The 15,891-nt window shown below is 55.3% G+C and carries 14 protein-coding genes and 1 tRNA gene; 9 read left to right on the top strand and 6 right to left on the bottom strand.

From position 1 onward, the window contains the following. The first annotated feature begins 47 nt into the window (after positions 1–47). Together FWJ25_RS01775 and FWJ25_RS01770 are read left to right on the top strand one after the other, a co-directional pair. Positions 48–1,445: a S41 family peptidase gene (locus FWJ25_RS01775; RefSeq protein WP_149598526.1), complete on the top strand. Its 1,398-nt coding sequence runs from the start codon at positions 48–50 to the stop codon at positions 1,443–1,445. A gap of 26 nt (positions 1,446–1,471) precedes the next feature. After that, positions 1,472–2,257, top strand: coding sequence for a divergent polysaccharide deacetylase family protein (locus tag FWJ25_RS01770; RefSeq protein WP_246166648.1), 786 nt, complete (start codon positions 1,472–1,474; stop codon positions 2,255–2,257). Here the strand turns inward: FWJ25_RS01770 and hisF are convergent. The 5 genes from hisF to FWJ25_RS01745 form a co-directional block, all read right to left on the bottom strand. Continuing rightward, positions 2,254–3,027, bottom strand: coding sequence for an imidazole glycerol phosphate synthase subunit HisF (gene hisF / locus FWJ25_RS01765; protein WP_149598525.1), 774 nt, complete (start codon positions 3,025–3,027; stop codon positions 2,254–2,256). The genes FWJ25_RS01770 and hisF overlap by 4 nt on opposite strands. Positions 3,028–3,036: 9 nt before the next feature. Further along, positions 3,037–3,774, bottom strand: a complete 738-nt coding sequence (hisA, locus tag FWJ25_RS01760) for a 1-(5-phosphoribosyl)-5-[(5-phosphoribosylamino)methylideneamino]imidazole-4-carboxamide isomerase (protein ID WP_149598524.1) — start codon at positions 3,772–3,774, stop codon at positions 3,037–3,039. A 38-nt stretch (positions 3,775–3,812) separates the two neighbouring features. After that, positions 3,813–4,451 carry an imidazole glycerol phosphate synthase subunit HisH gene (gene hisH / locus FWJ25_RS01755; protein ID WP_149598523.1) on the bottom strand — a complete coding sequence of 213 codons (639 nt, stop codon included), beginning with the start codon at positions 4,449–4,451 and terminating at the stop codon, positions 3,813–3,815. A 32-nt stretch (positions 4,452–4,483) separates the two neighbouring features. Continuing rightward, positions 4,484–5,077, bottom strand: coding sequence for an imidazoleglycerol-phosphate dehydratase HisB (hisB, locus tag FWJ25_RS01750; protein ID WP_149598522.1), 594 nt, complete (start codon positions 5,075–5,077; stop codon positions 4,484–4,486). A 116-nt stretch (positions 5,078–5,193) separates the two neighbouring features. After that, on the bottom strand, positions 5,194–5,655 hold the full coding sequence (locus FWJ25_RS01745) for an SRPBCC family protein (protein WP_149598521.1): 462 nt from the start codon (positions 5,653–5,655) through the stop codon (positions 5,194–5,196). A gap of 190 nt (positions 5,656–5,845) precedes the next feature. On the opposite strand from FWJ25_RS01745, the gene FWJ25_RS01740 reads away from it, so the two are divergent. The 6 genes from FWJ25_RS01740 (at position 5,846) to FWJ25_RS01715 (ending at position 11,964) form a co-directional block, all read left to right on the top strand. Further along, the gene (locus FWJ25_RS01740; RefSeq protein ID WP_149598520.1) at positions 5,846–8,050 is read left to right on the top strand and encodes an AsmA family protein; all 2,205 of its coding nucleotides are present in this window, start codon (positions 5,846–5,848) and stop codon (positions 8,048–8,050) included. Then, complete coding sequence (gene mutY, locus FWJ25_RS01735) at positions 8,050–9,114, top strand: A/G-specific adenine glycosylase (protein ID WP_149598519.1); 1,065 nt, start codon at positions 8,050–8,052, stop codon at positions 9,112–9,114. The genes FWJ25_RS01740 and mutY overlap by 1 nt, the downstream gene beginning before the upstream one ends. 71 nt (positions 9,115–9,185) lie before the next feature. Next, entirely contained in the window at positions 9,186–9,458 is a 273-nt protein-coding gene (locus FWJ25_RS01730) for an oxidative damage protection protein (RefSeq protein WP_149598518.1), read from the top strand. A 121-nt stretch (positions 9,459–9,579) separates the two neighbouring features. After that, a tRNA-Phe gene (locus FWJ25_RS01725) sits at positions 9,580–9,655 on the top strand. Between the two features lie 453 nt (positions 9,656–10,108). After that, complete coding sequence (locus tag FWJ25_RS01720; protein WP_149598517.1) at positions 10,109–11,197, top strand: tyrosine-type recombinase/integrase; 1,089 nt, start codon at positions 10,109–10,111, stop codon at positions 11,195–11,197. Continuing rightward, the gene (locus tag FWJ25_RS01715; protein WP_149598516.1) at positions 11,197–11,964 is read left to right on the top strand and encodes a hypothetical protein; all 768 of its coding nucleotides are present in this window, start codon (positions 11,197–11,199) and stop codon (positions 11,962–11,964) included. The genes FWJ25_RS01720 and FWJ25_RS01715 overlap by 1 nt, the downstream gene beginning before the upstream one ends. A gap of 204 nt (positions 11,965–12,168) precedes the next feature. Here FWJ25_RS01715 and FWJ25_RS19575 read toward each other — a convergent pair whose 3' ends face one another. Then, complete coding sequence (locus FWJ25_RS19575; protein WP_188093544.1) at positions 12,169–12,336, bottom strand: hypothetical protein; 168 nt, start codon at positions 12,334–12,336, stop codon at positions 12,169–12,171. Positions 12,337–13,422: 1,086 nt separating this feature from the next. Between FWJ25_RS19575 and hsdR the strand changes: the two genes are divergently transcribed. Beyond that, entirely contained in the window at positions 13,423–15,855 is a 2,433-nt protein-coding gene (gene hsdR / locus FWJ25_RS01705) for an EcoAI/FtnUII family type I restriction enzme subunit R (RefSeq protein WP_149598514.1), read from the top strand. Positions 15,856–15,891 lie beyond the last annotated feature (36 nt).

The raw sequence follows: 15,891 nt of genomic DNA, 5'->3' as shown, positions 1-15,891 counted from the left end.
AATCAGGGAAACTAGTCCAACTATTGGAATAAAAACGGGATATGTGAATGACACGGGTCAGAAGTACTGCCAACAGCTCGCCATTACGCACCATGATTCTCGCAACCTGTTTCGCCGTATCCCCCGGACTGGTTAACGCCCAGGACACCGAGGCAAACAACGAACAGGTACTCGACAACGTCCAGAATGGCGAACGGGTGGAGATTACCCTGCCCGATCCGGAGAAACAGCTGCCCCTGAACGATCTTCGCAAGTTCACAGAAGTCTTCAGCCGCATCAAAGATGCCTACGTGGAAGAGGTTGACGACAGCCAGCTACTGGAAAGCGCCATCAAAGGCATGCTGTCGGATCTCGACCCACACTCCACTTACCTGGCACCCAAGGACTACGAAGAACTGGAGGAAAGCACCTCCGGCGAATTCGGCGGCCTGGGCATTGAAGTTGGCATGGAAAACGGCTTTATCAAGGTCATTTCTCCGATCGACGACACCCCGGCATCGAAAGCCGGCGTGCAGGCCGGCGACCTGATCATCAAGCTGGATGAAAAGCCCGTCAAAGGCATGAGCCTTGAAGAAGCCGTTCAACTGATGCGCGGTAAGCCCGGAACGATTCTGACCCTTACCATCATGCGCGAAGGCGAAACCGGACCGATAGAAATCGATGTCGAACGGGATGTCATCAAGGTCACCAGCGTGAAATCGCGCATGATCGACAATGGCTACGGCTACGTTCGCATCACCCAGTTCCAGGCGGACACCGGTTCACAGTTCCGTAAAGCTCTGGACAAGCTTGAAAGCGAACATGGCAGCGATCTGGATGGCCTGGTCATTGATCTGAGAAACAATCCCGGTGGGGTTCTGCAGGCTGCCGTTGAAACTGCGGACGCACTGCTGGAGGAAGGGCTGATCGTCTATACCGAAGGCCGCATCCAGAGTTCCCGCCTGCGCTTCAGCGCCAAGGCCGGAGATGTCATGGAAGGCACGCCCATTGTGGTACTGATCAACGGTGGCTCAGCTTCCGCATCGGAAATTCTCGCTGGCGCGCTTCAGGATCACCAGCGAGCCGTGATCATGGGCACCCAGTCTTTCGGTAAAGGTAGCGTTCAGACGGTCATCCCTCTCGACGAAACCCATGCCATCAAGATGACCACCGCTCGCTACTATACGCCGGATGGCCGCTCCATCCAGGCTACAGGCATCAAGCCGGACATCATCGTGCGCCCGGCCGAGCTGAAGGAAATCGACAGCCAGCCATTCTTTACCGAAGCCGACCTGAGCGGGCATCTTGTAGGCCAGAACGAAAAAGACAAATCCGAAAACAACGATAACCAGGACCAGGAAGCAGCCAGCTCGCTCGCAGACCGCGACTTCCAGCTGCACTCTGCGGTCAACCTGCTCAAGGGCATGCATATTCTCAACCGCAAGGGACAGGACAGCAGCCAGTGAAATATGTCCTGCTGATTGCCGCTCTACTGGCACTGCCAATCACCGCAGCCAGCCAGGACCGGAATACCGGCCCTGAACTGCCCCCAACCATTGCCATCATAATTGATGACATGGGGCATAATCTGGAAGAAGGTGAGCGCCTGGCACGGATGGACCAGCCCCTGACACTGGCATTCCTGCCCTATCGGCGCTTTACCATCCCTCTGGCGCAACTGGCCCATAAACAGCACAAGGAAATCATGCTGCACGCCCCCATGGCCAATACCCATAATTTTGCCTTGGGGCCAGGCGGGCTGACGCCGGACATGAACGAAGGTTCGCTGACGACGACCCTTCGCCGGGCACTTCAGTCCATCCCCTACGTTCAGGGTGTGAATAATCACATGGGCAGTCTATTGACCCAGCAACTCCAGCCGATGGACTGGGTGATGAAGGAGCTGAGCCAATACCCGGTTTACTTTGTGGATAGCCGCACGATTGCCTCATCCGTCGCCGGGGATGTAGCCCTGGCTTACCAGATCCCGAGCCTGACCCGGGACGTGTTTCTGGACCATGAGCAAACAGAAGAATTTGTGGATCGCCAGTTCAAGCTGTTGATCAAGCGCGCCAGGGAGAATGGCAGCGCGGTGGGCATCGGCCATCCACACAAGGTCACCGTCGATTACCTGGAAAAGCACCTCCCGCTGCTGGACCAACAGGGCGTCGCCATTGCCACAATCAGCGGCCTGTGGGCGATGCGCAATAACAACCGGGAAATGTTTGCAGAAGGCGAAAAGCAGGCCATTCGACCTGCTTTTGCCAGGAAGGATTAATCCCGGACTTCGATGCCCTGGGCCTTCATGAAGGCCTTGGCTTCCGGAATCGTGTGCTGGCCAAAGTGGAAAATTGAAGCCGCCAGCACCGCGTCAGCACCACCTTCAGTGACACCATCAGCCAGATGCTGAAGCTCACCTACGCCACCTGACGCTATCACAGGGACCGCTACTGCATCGCTGATTGCTCTCGTCAGGCCCAGGTCGAACCCGATCTTGGTGCCGTCACGGTCCATGCTGGTCAGCAGCAGTTCGCCAGCGCCCATTTGAACCATTTTCCGGGCCCACTCGACCGCATCCAGCCCGGTGGGCTTACGTCCACCGTGGGTAAAAATTTCCCAGCGAGGCTCTTCACCCTCGGCACTCACCCGCTTAGCATCGATAGCCACAACAATGCACTGACTGCCAAAACGATCCGCCGCTTCGCGAACGAATTCAGGGTTGAACACCGCTGCCGTGTTGATGGACACCTTATCAGCCCCGGCATTCAACAGCTTGCGAATGTCGTCTACTGTTCGAACGCCCCCACCGACCGTCAGGGGAATGAAAACTTCTGCGGCCATCCGCTCTACGGTTTCATAGGTGGTGTCACGGCTTTCGTGACTGGCGGTAATATCCAGAAAGGTGATCTCGTCAGCACCCTGCTCATTGTAGCGGCGGGCAACTTCAACCGGATCGCCGGCATCGCGGATGTCCACAAAGTTCACGCCTTTTACAACGCGCCCTTTATCCACATCCAGACAGGGAATAATGCGCTTGGCCAGCCCCATGATTCCCCCTTATGCCTTCAGGCTGTCACAGAATGCCTGAGCTTCCGCCACATCCAGAGTGCCTTCGTAGATGGCACGGCCGGTAATGGCACCCAGGATGCCCTTGTCGGCAACGGTCGACAGGCGTTTGAGATCATCCATATTCGTTACACCGCCCGATGCGATAACCGGGATACCGCCCTCTTCGGCCAGAGCCGCAGTCGCCTCGACATTCACGCCCTGCATCATTCCGTCACGATTGATATCGGTGTAGACGATGGATGACACACCGTCATTGGCAAACCGCTTTGCCAGATCCACCGCCATCACTTCAGACACTTCGGCCCAGCCATCAGTGGCGACCCGGCCGTCTTTGGCGTCCAGCCCCACGATGATATGCCCCGGGAACTGCTTGCACATCTCGGTTACGAACTCAGGTTCTTTGACGGCCTTGGTGCCAATAATGACCCACTGCACCCCAGCCTTAAGATAGGCCTCAATGGTTTCTGCAGAGCGGATACCACCACCAATCTGGATCGGCAGGTCCGGGTATTTGCGAGCAATCGCCTGAACAATCTCACCATTGACTGGTTCACCGGCAAAGGCACCGTTCAGATCCACCAGGTGCAACCGGCGGGCTCCGGCTTCCACCCAGCGGGTTGCCATATCGACCGGGTCATCCCCGAATACCGTGGAATCATCCATACGGCCCTGACGCAACCGCACACATTTGCCGTCTTTAAGGTCGATGGCAGGAATAATCAGCATAAGAGAATGTCCGTGTTAATCGTTCAGACGCCCCGGCGTTACTTGCCGGACCAGTCAACAAAGTTTTTCAGAAGCTGCAGGCCGGCCCGGGCGCTTTTCTCCGGGTGGAACTGCACAGCAAAGATGTTATCCCGGGCAACAGCCGCGGCCAGATCCACGCCATAGCGGCAACGGCCGGCAATATCAGCGTTTCCTTCGGCCTCAGCGTAATAGCTATGCACAAAGTAGAAACGATCGCCATCGGGAATGTTGTGCCACATGGGGTGATCCACCGTCTGGTAAACCTCGTTCCATCCCATGTGCGGCACTTTCAGGCGCTCACCGTCCTCGACCAGGTTGTCACCGAAGTAACGCACCTGGGAGGGAAACAGATTGATGCAGTCCACACCGCCATTTTCCTCGCTGCGGGACATCAGAGCCTGCATGCCCACACAGATTCCCAGGAAGGGCCGGTCACGGGAGACCTCCCGTACCAGAGTGTCCACACCAAGACGTTGAATTTCATGCATGCAGTCACGGATAGCGCCCACCCCGGGCAGGATCACATGATCCGCTTCGCGAATCTGGTCAGCGTTATCGGTAACCAACACCCGGACATCGGGAGCCACATGCTCGACAGCTTTTCGGGCCGAGTGCAGGTTACCCATGCCGTAGTCAATAATGGCAACGGTCTTCATAGTGTAATTGCAGAGTCCTGTTGGCTAGCGGGTTACAAACAGCCCTTGGTGGAAGGCATGATATTTGCCATCCGCTCATCCATTTCGATCGCCATGCGCAGTGCGCGGCCAAAGGCCTTGAAGACCGTTTCGATCTGGTGATGGGTGTTCTTTCCCTTCAGGTTATCAATGTGCAGGGTCACCATGGAGTGGTTTACAAATCCATGGAAAAACTCTTCAAACAGATCCACATCGAAACCGCCCACTGAGCCACGGGTATAGGGCACATCCATCATCAGGCCAGGACGGCCGGACAGGTCGATCACAACACGGGAAAGTGCTTCATCAAGAGGAACATAGGCATGGCCATACCGGCGGATACCTTTCTTATCCCCCACCGCCTGCCTGAACGCCTGCCCCAGAGTAATCCCGATATCCTCAACGGTGTGGTGGTCATCGATGTGGAGATCGCCCTTGGCGACAATATTCAGATCCACCAAACCATGACGGGCAATCTGGTCCATCATGTGATCAAGGAAAGGAACACCGGTGTCAAAACTGGCTTTGCCGGTGCCGTCGAGATCAATCTCAACGGTGATCTGGGTTTCGAGGGTATTTCTTTCTACCCGAGCCTTACGTTCGGCCATGGGGACTCCGTTACAAAGGGGCGAGATAACGCCGGTAATATTTAATTCCGGATTATACCTTTTTAGCCCGCCAGAGTCCCATAAAGGCGTCAATCACCTCCATAGCCGAAGCTGCCTCAGAACGCCTGCCTGAGGTTGTTCATGTAGGTGTCCACCAGGCTGTTGAATTCATGCTTGATGACAGGGCTGATCGCCAGCTTGAGCAAACTTGGCAGAGGCACCGTCAGCTGGGCGCTGGTTTTGAACTTCACGCTGGTGGCAGAGGCACCATTGGCAACCAGGGTCCAGGACCCACTCACCACTCCGTTACCTTCGCCACTGACCGGCTCCCAGGTAATTTTTCCGGCGTCCTTGTCGGCCCTGTAGACGCAGGCGTAAACGGACTGGATTGCGTGCTTGTCCACGCCAACCTTTTCCATCTCCCAGCGGTAGGTGTTGTCACCCAGGTCGGTGAGCTTATCGACTTTCGGGAAATGGCTGGCAGAACGCGGAACATCCGCCAACAGCTCAAAGACTTCATCGTAGCTTGCCGGTATCTCAAACTCCCGGTTCAGCTCAATCGAAACAGTAATTGCCACAGCCAACTCCTTCTTATGGTTATACGTCTTAATGTAGTCGGAATAAGAAAGCGTGTATTTTGGCCCATCACTACCTCATTGTCATATTCCTGCGCTGTTAATTTGGTAACCCTGCGTTATCCTCTCACTAACTGGTACCGGGATTCGAAGCAAAGCCCGTAAAGCTCTACGGAACAAGGAAGCCTCAATCATGAAAGCTGTACGTTACCTGCTGATTGCCATTATCGCGGTGATTGTCCTCGTCGCAGCGGCCATCGCAATCGCCATGGCCGTGATCAACCCCAACGATTACAAGCCACAGATTGAACAAGCGGTTGAGGATCAAACCAATCTCGACCTGATACTGGATGGCGACATCGGTTGGTCCTTTATTCCCCTGGGCCTGGAGCTCAATAACGTAGAAGCAAAGCTCGAAGACAAACGCTTTGTGGCTCTGGAGCAACTCGTAGCGGAAATTGACTTCTGGTCGCTGATTGCCATGTCTCCGCAGGTAAACACCTTCACCCTGAATGGCCTGGAAGCCAACCTTGAAGTTAACGAGCAGGGCCAGGGTAACTGGACCCGAATCATGCCGGAGTCGTCCAGTGAAACAAAAGATGGCACCGACAGCAGCACCGGGCAGAGCACCGGACAGAGCGCCGATACCTCCTCAACCAGCAGCTCAGGTAGTTCAGACAGTGGCGAAGCACTGAACTTTAATGTCGAGAACGTCCAGATCGGAAATGCCAGGATCGTTTACGATGACAAAAGCACAGGCCAGTCGGTCATTCTGGAAAACTTCACAGTGAATGCCAGCAGCATCAGCCTGGACAAAGAGTTCCCGCTGGAGATTGGTTTCCGCGTTGAAACCGCAAAACCGAAGTTTGAAGTGGACGGCAGCATCAGTGCACGCCTTGCGGCCAATAAGGCTCTGAACGAGTTCTCGGCCTCTGGTCTGAAAGCCGTCTTCGACATGGCGGGCGAACCGTTTGGCGGGAAATCCGTTACGGCAGAAATCAGCGGTTCCGCCAGCGCCAATCTGGAAAATGAAACCGCCAGCCTGAAAAATTTCGAAGCCAGCCTGGCAAACCTTGTACTGACAACCACCCTGGACGTTAAAGGCTTTGGCGACAAACCTGCACTCAGCGGCAACGTAGCTGTCGCAGAATTTTCGCTGAAAAAGCTGCTGGACAGCCTTGGGCAGGCAGCCATTGAAACCACAGACCCCGACGTACTCAAAGCACTGGCCTTCTCCACCGATATCGGCGGCAGCCCGGGCAAAATCGACCTGAGTAACCTGACCCTGAAACTGGACGACACCAGCTTCACAGGCTCAGGCAGCTATACCCTTGCCAGCACAGGCATCGTATTCAACCTGCAAGGTGACAAGCTGAATGTCGATCGCTACCTGCCCCCGGCGAGCGAAGAAGACGAAACCAGCACTTCCACAACGAGCGGGAGCCAGACACAAACCGCGCAATCCTCACCGGAATCCGATCTGCTTCCGCTGGACACCCTGCGTACCCTGCTGCTGGACATCGATTTCGGGCTGGGCGAGCTGATCGCCAGCAACCTGACCATCAACGAGATAAAAGCCAGCACCACAGCCAAAAACGGCGTACTCAAGCTGGACGAATTCAGCGGCAAGATGTACGAAGGCAGCTTTGGCGCCAACGCCACTCTCGACGCCCGCACCGACAACCCCAAATGGGCCTTTGGTTCCAACATTTCCAGTATCCAGACACTGCCGTTGCTCACGGACCTGGCAGAGGTCGACATGCTCTCTGGCGGCGCCAACCTGAAACTGAACGTAAGCACCACCGGCAACCGGATCTCCGCACTGCGCAACAATGCCGATGGCCAGATCAGTTTCAACCTGGCAGAGGGACAGCTTCGGGGCATGAACCTGACCCACCTGGCCTGCCAGGGGATTGCCCTGGTCAATCAGGACAGCCTGACCACCACGGACTGGGGCACAACAACACCGTTCAACGACATGCACGGCACGCTGGATATCAACGGCAACATTCTGAAGAACACCGACCTGGTCGCCTCCCTCGCCGGCATGAAGCTCGAAGGCACCGGCACCGTGGATCTCTCTAAAACCGAACTTGATTACGAGGCGGGGCTCCGCATCGTTGGGGAAATTCACCGGGATCAAGCCTGCCGCGTAACCGATTACGTCGAAAACGTTGTTATCCCGGTAGAATGTCGCGGCAACTTCTCGGAAAATGCCGCCGGACTGTGTTCCTTCGATGGTTCCCGCTTCCGCGATACCCTGAAAACCATCGCCGCCAATGCCGCCAAAGCGAAAGCCCAGGAAAAAGTGGACGAAGCCAAGGCCAAAGCTGAAGACAAGATCAAAGAAAAAATCGGCGAAGAGCTCGGCGACAAACTGAAAGGTCTGTTCAATTAATGAGTGATCGTTTTGCCGGCAAATTGCTGGCTTGGTATGACCAACACGGCAGGCATGACCTGCCGTGGCATTTTGATCGGAACGCGTACCGGGTATGGGTGTCTGAAATCATGCTCCAGCAAACCCAGGTCGCCACTGTTATTCCCTACTTCCAGGCATTTATGGAGCGTTTCCCGGACGTTCAGGCTCTGGCCTCAGCACCTGTTGATGACGTACTGGGGCATTGGTCGGGGCTTGGCTACTATGCCCGGGCCCGCAACCTCCAGAAAGCGGCCATCACCATCGTCGAAGACTTCGGCGGCGAGTTTCCGGACAACCCGGAAGAACTGGAAACCCTGACCGGCATCGGCCGCTCTACCGCTGCCGCCATTGTGGCCCAGGCCTATGGCAAACGCGCCGCCATTCTCGACGGCAACGTAAAGCGGGTACTGGCCCGTTACCACGCCATTGCCGGCTGGCCCGGCCAGACGGCCGTCCTGAATCAACTATGGGAACATGCAGAGGAGCATACCCCGGAAGAACGGCCACGAGACTACACACAGGCGATCATGGACCTTGGCGCCATGGTGTGCACCCGCACCCGCCCCGACTGTGAGAGCTGCCCACTGAGCAATGGCTGCCAGGCCTATGCCAGAGGAGAAACCAGACTCTACCCAGGCTCCAAACCGAAAAAGGAAAAGCCGGAAAAAGCCACCTGGATGATTATTGTTGAAGACGAAGATGGCCGAATCCTGCTGGAGCGGCGCCCACCCAGCGGCATCTGGGGCGGACTCTGGAGCCTGCCGGAACTTGACCCGGCCCTCGGCGCCGATGAACTGCAGGAAGCTTGCGAACAGCACCTTGGAATGAGCTGCTCCGAACCAGAGCTGATCAGCGGCTTTCGCCACACCTTCAGCCACTATCACCTGCATATCCAGCCTGCCCGACTGGCTCTGACCCAGCCCAGCAAGATTGCAGACGCAGACCAACACCGCTGGTTCCATCGGGATGAGGCTCTGGTACTGGGATTACCCGCCCCTATACGGACCCTGCTGACCCAACCGGAACAGGCCGCCCTGCTCTGACATTCCACAAGGTGACCGGAGCGGCATGTCTGTTATCATGCCGCCAGATTAACATCTCAGCAGGAGCCATCATGACCCGTACCGTATTCTGCAGAAAGTACCAGAAAGAACTCGAAGCCCTCCCATTCCCGCCAATGCCCGGCAAGCGGGGCGAGGAACTGTTCGAGAACATTTCCAAACAGGCCTGGGAAGAATGGCAGTCCCAGCAAACCATGCTGATCAACGAAAAGCACCTGAGCCTGATGGATCCGAACAACCGGAAATACCTGCAGGCGCAGATGGAGCGTTTCTTCAATAACGAGCCTTTCGACAAGGCCGAAGGCTACGTGCCGCCGGAGAAATAAGCGCCTTTTGTACAAAGGCTGATCAACCAGAGAAAGAATCAGATTTTTTTCAAAGTCAGCCTTGACTCAAAACTGCTAAACCGGTTTAATAGCGCCCCGTTGCAGAGCACTACCGCAACATGCCCGGATAGCTCAGTTGGTAGAGCAGGGGATTGAAAATCCCCGTGTCCGTGGTTCGATTCCGCGTCCGGGCACCACTAATTCAATGACTTAGCCAGCTTTCGAGCTGGCTTTGTTGTTTCTGGACCACCCGCTGGGACACTCACGGGACACTAACCCACAAAAAATCACGACACCTATCCCCGCTCCACTCTTTTTCTAAAAGACAGATATCCTCCGCTTTAAAAGTGCTACCAGAAGCCAGCCTGAAAGCTCTTCCGCATCACACTGCCCCATAAATGCCCCTCACAACGAGACAAGACATAAAAAAACCATTGATTTTAATTTGTTACCTGGTAACACCAAGGGATTATCTATCCCCTGGTTGCTTTTGTTTCGTGTTGCGGATTACATTAGGAGAGCAATGAAGAGCCGGGCCAGTGCACCACCACCAGCCCGGCAACCACCGGCAAAACCTGAATAGGAGGTTCCGCCAATGGCACTTGTCACTATACCACGCAGCACCCTTCACCTACTTGGAGGGTTCCATCATGGCCAGCATTGAAAAACGAACCGACAAGCAGGGTAAAAGCAGCTATCGGGTAAAGATTCGACTCAAAGGACGCCCCACCGAAACAGCAACCTTCGATAGGCTGACCGATGCTAAACGATGGGCAACCCAAACTGAGGCCGCCATCAGAGAAGGAAGACACTTTCACTCAGCGGCAGGCAAAGGCAAAACACTGTCCGATGCTATTGAGCGCTATGAACGGGACATTCTTCCCGGTTTGAAAGACCAGAAACATCGAAGCACCCATCTTGCGTGGTGGAAAAAGAAAATTGGGGAGACAGCAATAAAAGACGTTAACTCTGCGCTGCTCACCGAATGCAAAGATGAACTCAGAACTACCCCATATAAAACGGGCAATACTTATAAACAGCGAAGTGATGCCACGGTAAATAGGTATATTGCGTCTCTGAGCCCAGTCATGAAAGCAGCCACTAACGACTGGGAATGGATCCCAAATAACCCATGCCAAAAGGTTCGCCGAGGCTCGGAAACGAAAGGACGAACCCGCTTTTTAGCCAAGGATGAGCGCAACGCATTGCTTGATGCCTGCGATAAAGCCACTGAAACACCTGAGCTAAAAATCATTGTGCTACTGGCACTGACAACAGGTGGACGCCGCGGCGAGATTTCGGGGCTACGCTGGCAAGACGTCGACTTGCAACGCAAACGAGTAACTTTCGAAGATACCAAGAATGGAGAAACGAGAGCCGCCCCACTCGTCGGGCCTGCGCTCGCAGCCATGACAGACTGGGCTAAGGTTCGCCCTCTTAACGGATCAGCCTACGTATTCGCAGGAAGGACAGATAAAACCAAGAGTAAACCACTGGATTTTGAGAAGGCATGGCAAACAGCTTTGAAGCGAGCAGAGTTAACCGACTTCAGGTTTCATGACCTGCGACATACCGCCGCCAGTTACCTGGCCATGAACGGCGCGGGGCTCAGAGAGCTTGCTGACATTCTTGGCCACAAGACGCTGGCCATGGTGCAGCGATATAGCCACCTAACCCAAGACCACAAGGCTGCAGTAGTAGAGCGCATGACTTCCGCGATTTTCGGAGCAATAGAGTAATGACCAGACGAAAGAAAAAGGTAAACCGGAGAAAAGGCTTTACTGCGTATGACCTAGAGCCCCCAGTCCCTCTCTTTATGGACCTCAAGGTGATGACCGTAATACATGGTCTACGCACAGGCAATCTCATCCCGCTGGCCGACCAAATCGAGTGCGGCAGACTCGATTATGTTTCTCGTTTTTTCACCGACGAGGACAATGTCAGACTCGCGCGAGCGCTGAGAACCGGATCTTCGTTAACCCGAGCAGAAAAACACAGATACCGTCAACAAGGTATCGAAAGAGACAAAATTCTGCTAACTCGAATAGTGTACTGGCGAGTGCGAGGGAAGCCTCTCTTCTCACATACTTCTCAGGATACGGCCGTCCACTTGGCAAGCAATGATTACGGAAAATCACCGATTTCCGGCGCTCCTGCCAGGTCGCCCGAAAGCACCTACAAGCATGTTTGGAAGGCATTCAAACAGGCACCAGGGCGGCCGTTAGAAATGGCCGAACATTTGATAGAAGCGCTGGTACAGGGCCTGAATGATTCCAATGACCAGTCTCTGAACAAACAACAGTTTCAATGGTTTTCAGAAAACGTCATGAAACCGGACTCAACATTGGTGGTCAAGGCGAGCCTAAAAAACAAGCTGGCCGAACTGCTTAATAGTGCTCCCCCGGACGAAACTTGCTCAGCCCTCGAAAGGATATCCCAAATAACTAGACGGAGAACGTATCTGGACAAGAACAAAAAGCCGGTGGACATAAAGACGCTAGATTAGCTGTCCATTACAGCACCAACCCCGACCTTGCTGAAATGCCCTCAGCCAAATTCATGGCAAACCGCAACACACGAGGGTATTTCAATGCGTTTAACGAACGACACCAGCTCAACATGTAATCAAGTCGGAGGGCCCACGCTTTTAAATCTCGGCCAACTATGCGATGTGGAACCAGGTCTGACACGCGGGGGCGTCCGCCACCTTTTATTCACCAAAGGCCACAATCTTCCGGGGGTTTACAGGTTCGGCAGAAAAATTCTTTTTGACCGCGCGGAATTCATAGAAGGGATCAAACAAGGGCACGCCGCCCAAATAAGCGGGAGGGCCGAAAAATGACCAATGCACCCTCCACACCGACAAGGAGCTACTCATCTTGCATGACTCCCCGCAACCAGCGCTTAATTCGTGCTTTGCTCAAAGGTCCGCTTTACCGGGAACAAGCTGACCGCATTGCCGGAGCAAGTAACAGTCCGCACCATATTAGCCAGCTCCGGAAGCAGGGCCTTAATATAGAAACCGTCAGACCAGAACGTATTGACCGCGACGGGCTCATCACTCGCCCCGGAATATATGTCCTGCAAAAGGAGTCTATTGAGCTGGCCAGAACACTTTTGGAAGATTCTGGGACAGCGGGCGCTAGTGAGACCTGACTGTGGCTAAAGACAGCAGGGCCCGGCACAAGGGAAGGAAGGGCAATGCGCCCTTCCTTCACATCCCCCACAGCGTTCTTGAAAGTGAAGCGTACAGACGACTGGATGGATGGTCTGCAAAATTGTTGGTTGATATTGCTGGACAGTTCAAGGGTTACAACAACGGCGACCTCACTGCGGCATGGTCCCATATGGTAAAGCGGGGGTGGCGGTCGAAGGGAACATTACACAAAGCACTCAAGGCACTCGTCGATGCAGGGCTCATCGAGCAAACACGGCAAGGCGGCAGGAATCGCTGCTCCCTTTATGCTGTTACTTGGAAGGCAATTAACGAGTGCGGCGGCAAATTGGACGTCAGGCAAACTAAAGGACCCAGTGCCCTCTACCTTTTCCCTAGGACCGATACGCAATGAAAAACAAAACCCTTACCCGCTATCCGTACTCAACTACCCGCTATATGTACCAGTCCGGCCAAAATTGTCGCGCACCCCCGGAAAGCTACCCTCCATGAGGACCAGTCCGCACACTTTCAGGCCCACGATTACCCGCTATGCGTACTCCTTTATAGATTACCAAGGCCCATGGCCGTCTGGATTGACTATCCAGCCGCAGAAAGCCCGGTAGACATTAAGTGCCCTGCACCGCCGGGACCCCTGCCATCAAAACGACACGAATCGTCGCCCCAGCGTGCTTATGTAGCATCAAGAATCCCACAAACCTTCTGTAACCTAACGATATGGGCTAACCTAAAGCCACAAAACCACGCAAAACCAGATGGTTGCAATCAAGAAGTAACGGCGGCGAGCGCATGGACAAGAAACAGCTCACAGAGCGGGACATCTGCACCAAGTACATCAACCCTGCCCTGCTGAACGCAGGCTGGGACATGCACAGCCAGGTGCGCGAAGAAGTGTCGTTCACAGCTGGCCGCATTATCGTGCGCGGCAGGCTGCACACCCGTGGCAAACGCCGCCGGGCGGATTATGTTCTCAGCTACAAGAAGAACATGCCCATTGCCATCATAGAGGCCAAGGACAACAACCACAGCCTGGGCGATGGCATGCAGCAGGCCCTGGCCTACAGCGACGCACTGGATGCACCCTTCGTGTTCAGCAGCAACGGCGACGGCTTCCTGTTCCACGACCGCACCGGTCTCTTCGGCCAAACCGAAACCACCCTGACCCTGGACGAGTTCCCCTCCCCGGAAACCCTCTGGGAGCTTTACTGCCAGTACAAATGCATCCACCAGAACGCCCGGCAAACCGTCGAACAGCCCTACTACGATGACGGCAGCGGCCGAACGCCACGCTATTACCAAACTGTCGCCATAAACCGCACCGTAGAGGCTGTGGCCCGCGGGCAGAACCGCATTCTGCTGGTGATGGCCACCGGCACCGGCAAGACATTCACGGCCTTCCAGATAATCTGGCGGCTTTGGAAGTCAAAGCAGAAGAAACGCATCCTGTTCCTGGCCGACCGCAACATTCTGGTAGACCAGACCAAGAACAACGACTTCAAGCCCTTCGGCCAGGCCATGACCAAGGTCACCAACCGAACGGTAGACCCGTCCTACGAGATTTACCTGTCGCTGTATCAGGCCGTCACCGGCAGCGAGGATGAGCAGAACATTTACAAACAGTTCTCCCCGGACTTCTTCGACCTGGTGGTTATCGACGAGTGTCACCGGGGAAGTGCTTCCGTAGACTCCGCCTGGCGCCAGATTCTGGAATACTTCTCGGCGGCCACCCACATCGGCCTGACCGCCACACCCAAGGAAACCAAGGAAGTCTCCAACATCGACTACTTCGGCGAGCCGGTTTACACCTACTCCCTGAAGCAAGGCATCGAAGACGGCTTCCTGGCCCCCTATAAAGTCGTGCGCATCGACCTGGACCGCGACCTGCAAGGCTGGCGCCCCAGCAAGGGCCAGACCGACAAGCATGGCGAGCTCATCGACGACCGTATATACAACCAGAAAGACTTCGACCGCACCCTGGTTTTGGAAAAGCGAACAGAAGTCGTGGCGCGGAAGGTCACGGAGTTTCTGGAACAGACTGACCCGCACCAGAAAACCATTGTGTTCTGCGAAGACATCGACCACGCCGAACGCATGCGCCAAGCCCTCGTGAACCTGAACCCTGAGCGAGTGAAGGAAAACCGCAAGTACGTCATGCGCATCACCGGGGACGAGCAGGAAGGCAAAGCCGAGCTGGATAACTTCATCAACCCGGAAGAGCGCTATCCGGTCATCGCCACCACCAGCAAGCTGATGACCACCGGCGTGGACGCCCAGACCTGCAAACTCATCGTGCTGGACCAGCGCATCCAATCCATGACCGAGTTCAAGCAAATCATTGGCCGCGGCACCCGCATCAACGACGACTACAACAAGCACTGGTTCACCATTCTGGACTTCAAGAAGGCCACCGAGCTGTTCGCAGACCCGGCCTTCGACGGTGACCCGGTGAAGGTCTATGTCCCCGGAGCCGGAGACCCCGTTAACCCCGATGACGAAAAGGCTCCGGAAACTCCGGAGCCGGGGCATGGGTGCGGAGAAGAACCCGAGAGCTATGAAGCAGATCCCGAAGCGGGCTGGGAAACCGACGACCCGAAAGGCGGGGATACCGGTGGTCCAGGCGAAGGCGGCGGAACCGGCAGCGGCCGAACCCGTTACGTGGTAGACAATGTTGAAGTGACTGTTATAGCCGAACGTGTCCAATACCTGGGCCCAGACGGCAAGCTCATCACCGAAAGCCTGAAGGACTTCACCCGCAAGAAAGTGAAAGAGCAGTACGCCACCCTCACCGACTTCCTCAAAGGCTGGAACGAGGCCGAGCGCAAACAGGCCATCATCGAAGAACTGGCCGAGCAAGGTGTGATGTGGGACGACCTCATCAAGGATGTCAGCAAGAAACTGGGCGCCGAGCCCGACCCCTTCGATGTCATCTGTCACATCGTTTACGACCAGCCGCCCCTTAGCCGAAAGGAAAGGGCCGAGCAGGTGCGCAAACAGAATTACTTCAGCAAATACGAGGGCGCCAGCAAACAGGTGCTGGACGCCCTGCTCGACAAGTACACCGACGACGGCATTGAGCCTATCGAAGATGTTAAAATCCTGACCCTCGCGCCGTTCAGCCAGATTGGCTCACTGATGGAACTGGTGGACGCCTTTGGCGGCAAGCCTGGCTACACCGAAGCCGTGCGAGATCTGGAAGACGGGCTGTATCGGCAAACACCCTGATCTGATTTTTGTTTATCGCCATTCCGTTTACTCAGG

The organism is Marinobacter salinexigens (assembly GCF_008370345.1).
Lineage (GTDB): Bacteria > Pseudomonadota > Gammaproteobacteria > Pseudomonadales > Oleiphilaceae > Marinobacter > Marinobacter salinexigens.
The sequence above is the reverse complement of the archived record's forward strand: the minus strand, read 5'-3'. Positions and strand labels throughout refer to the sequence as shown.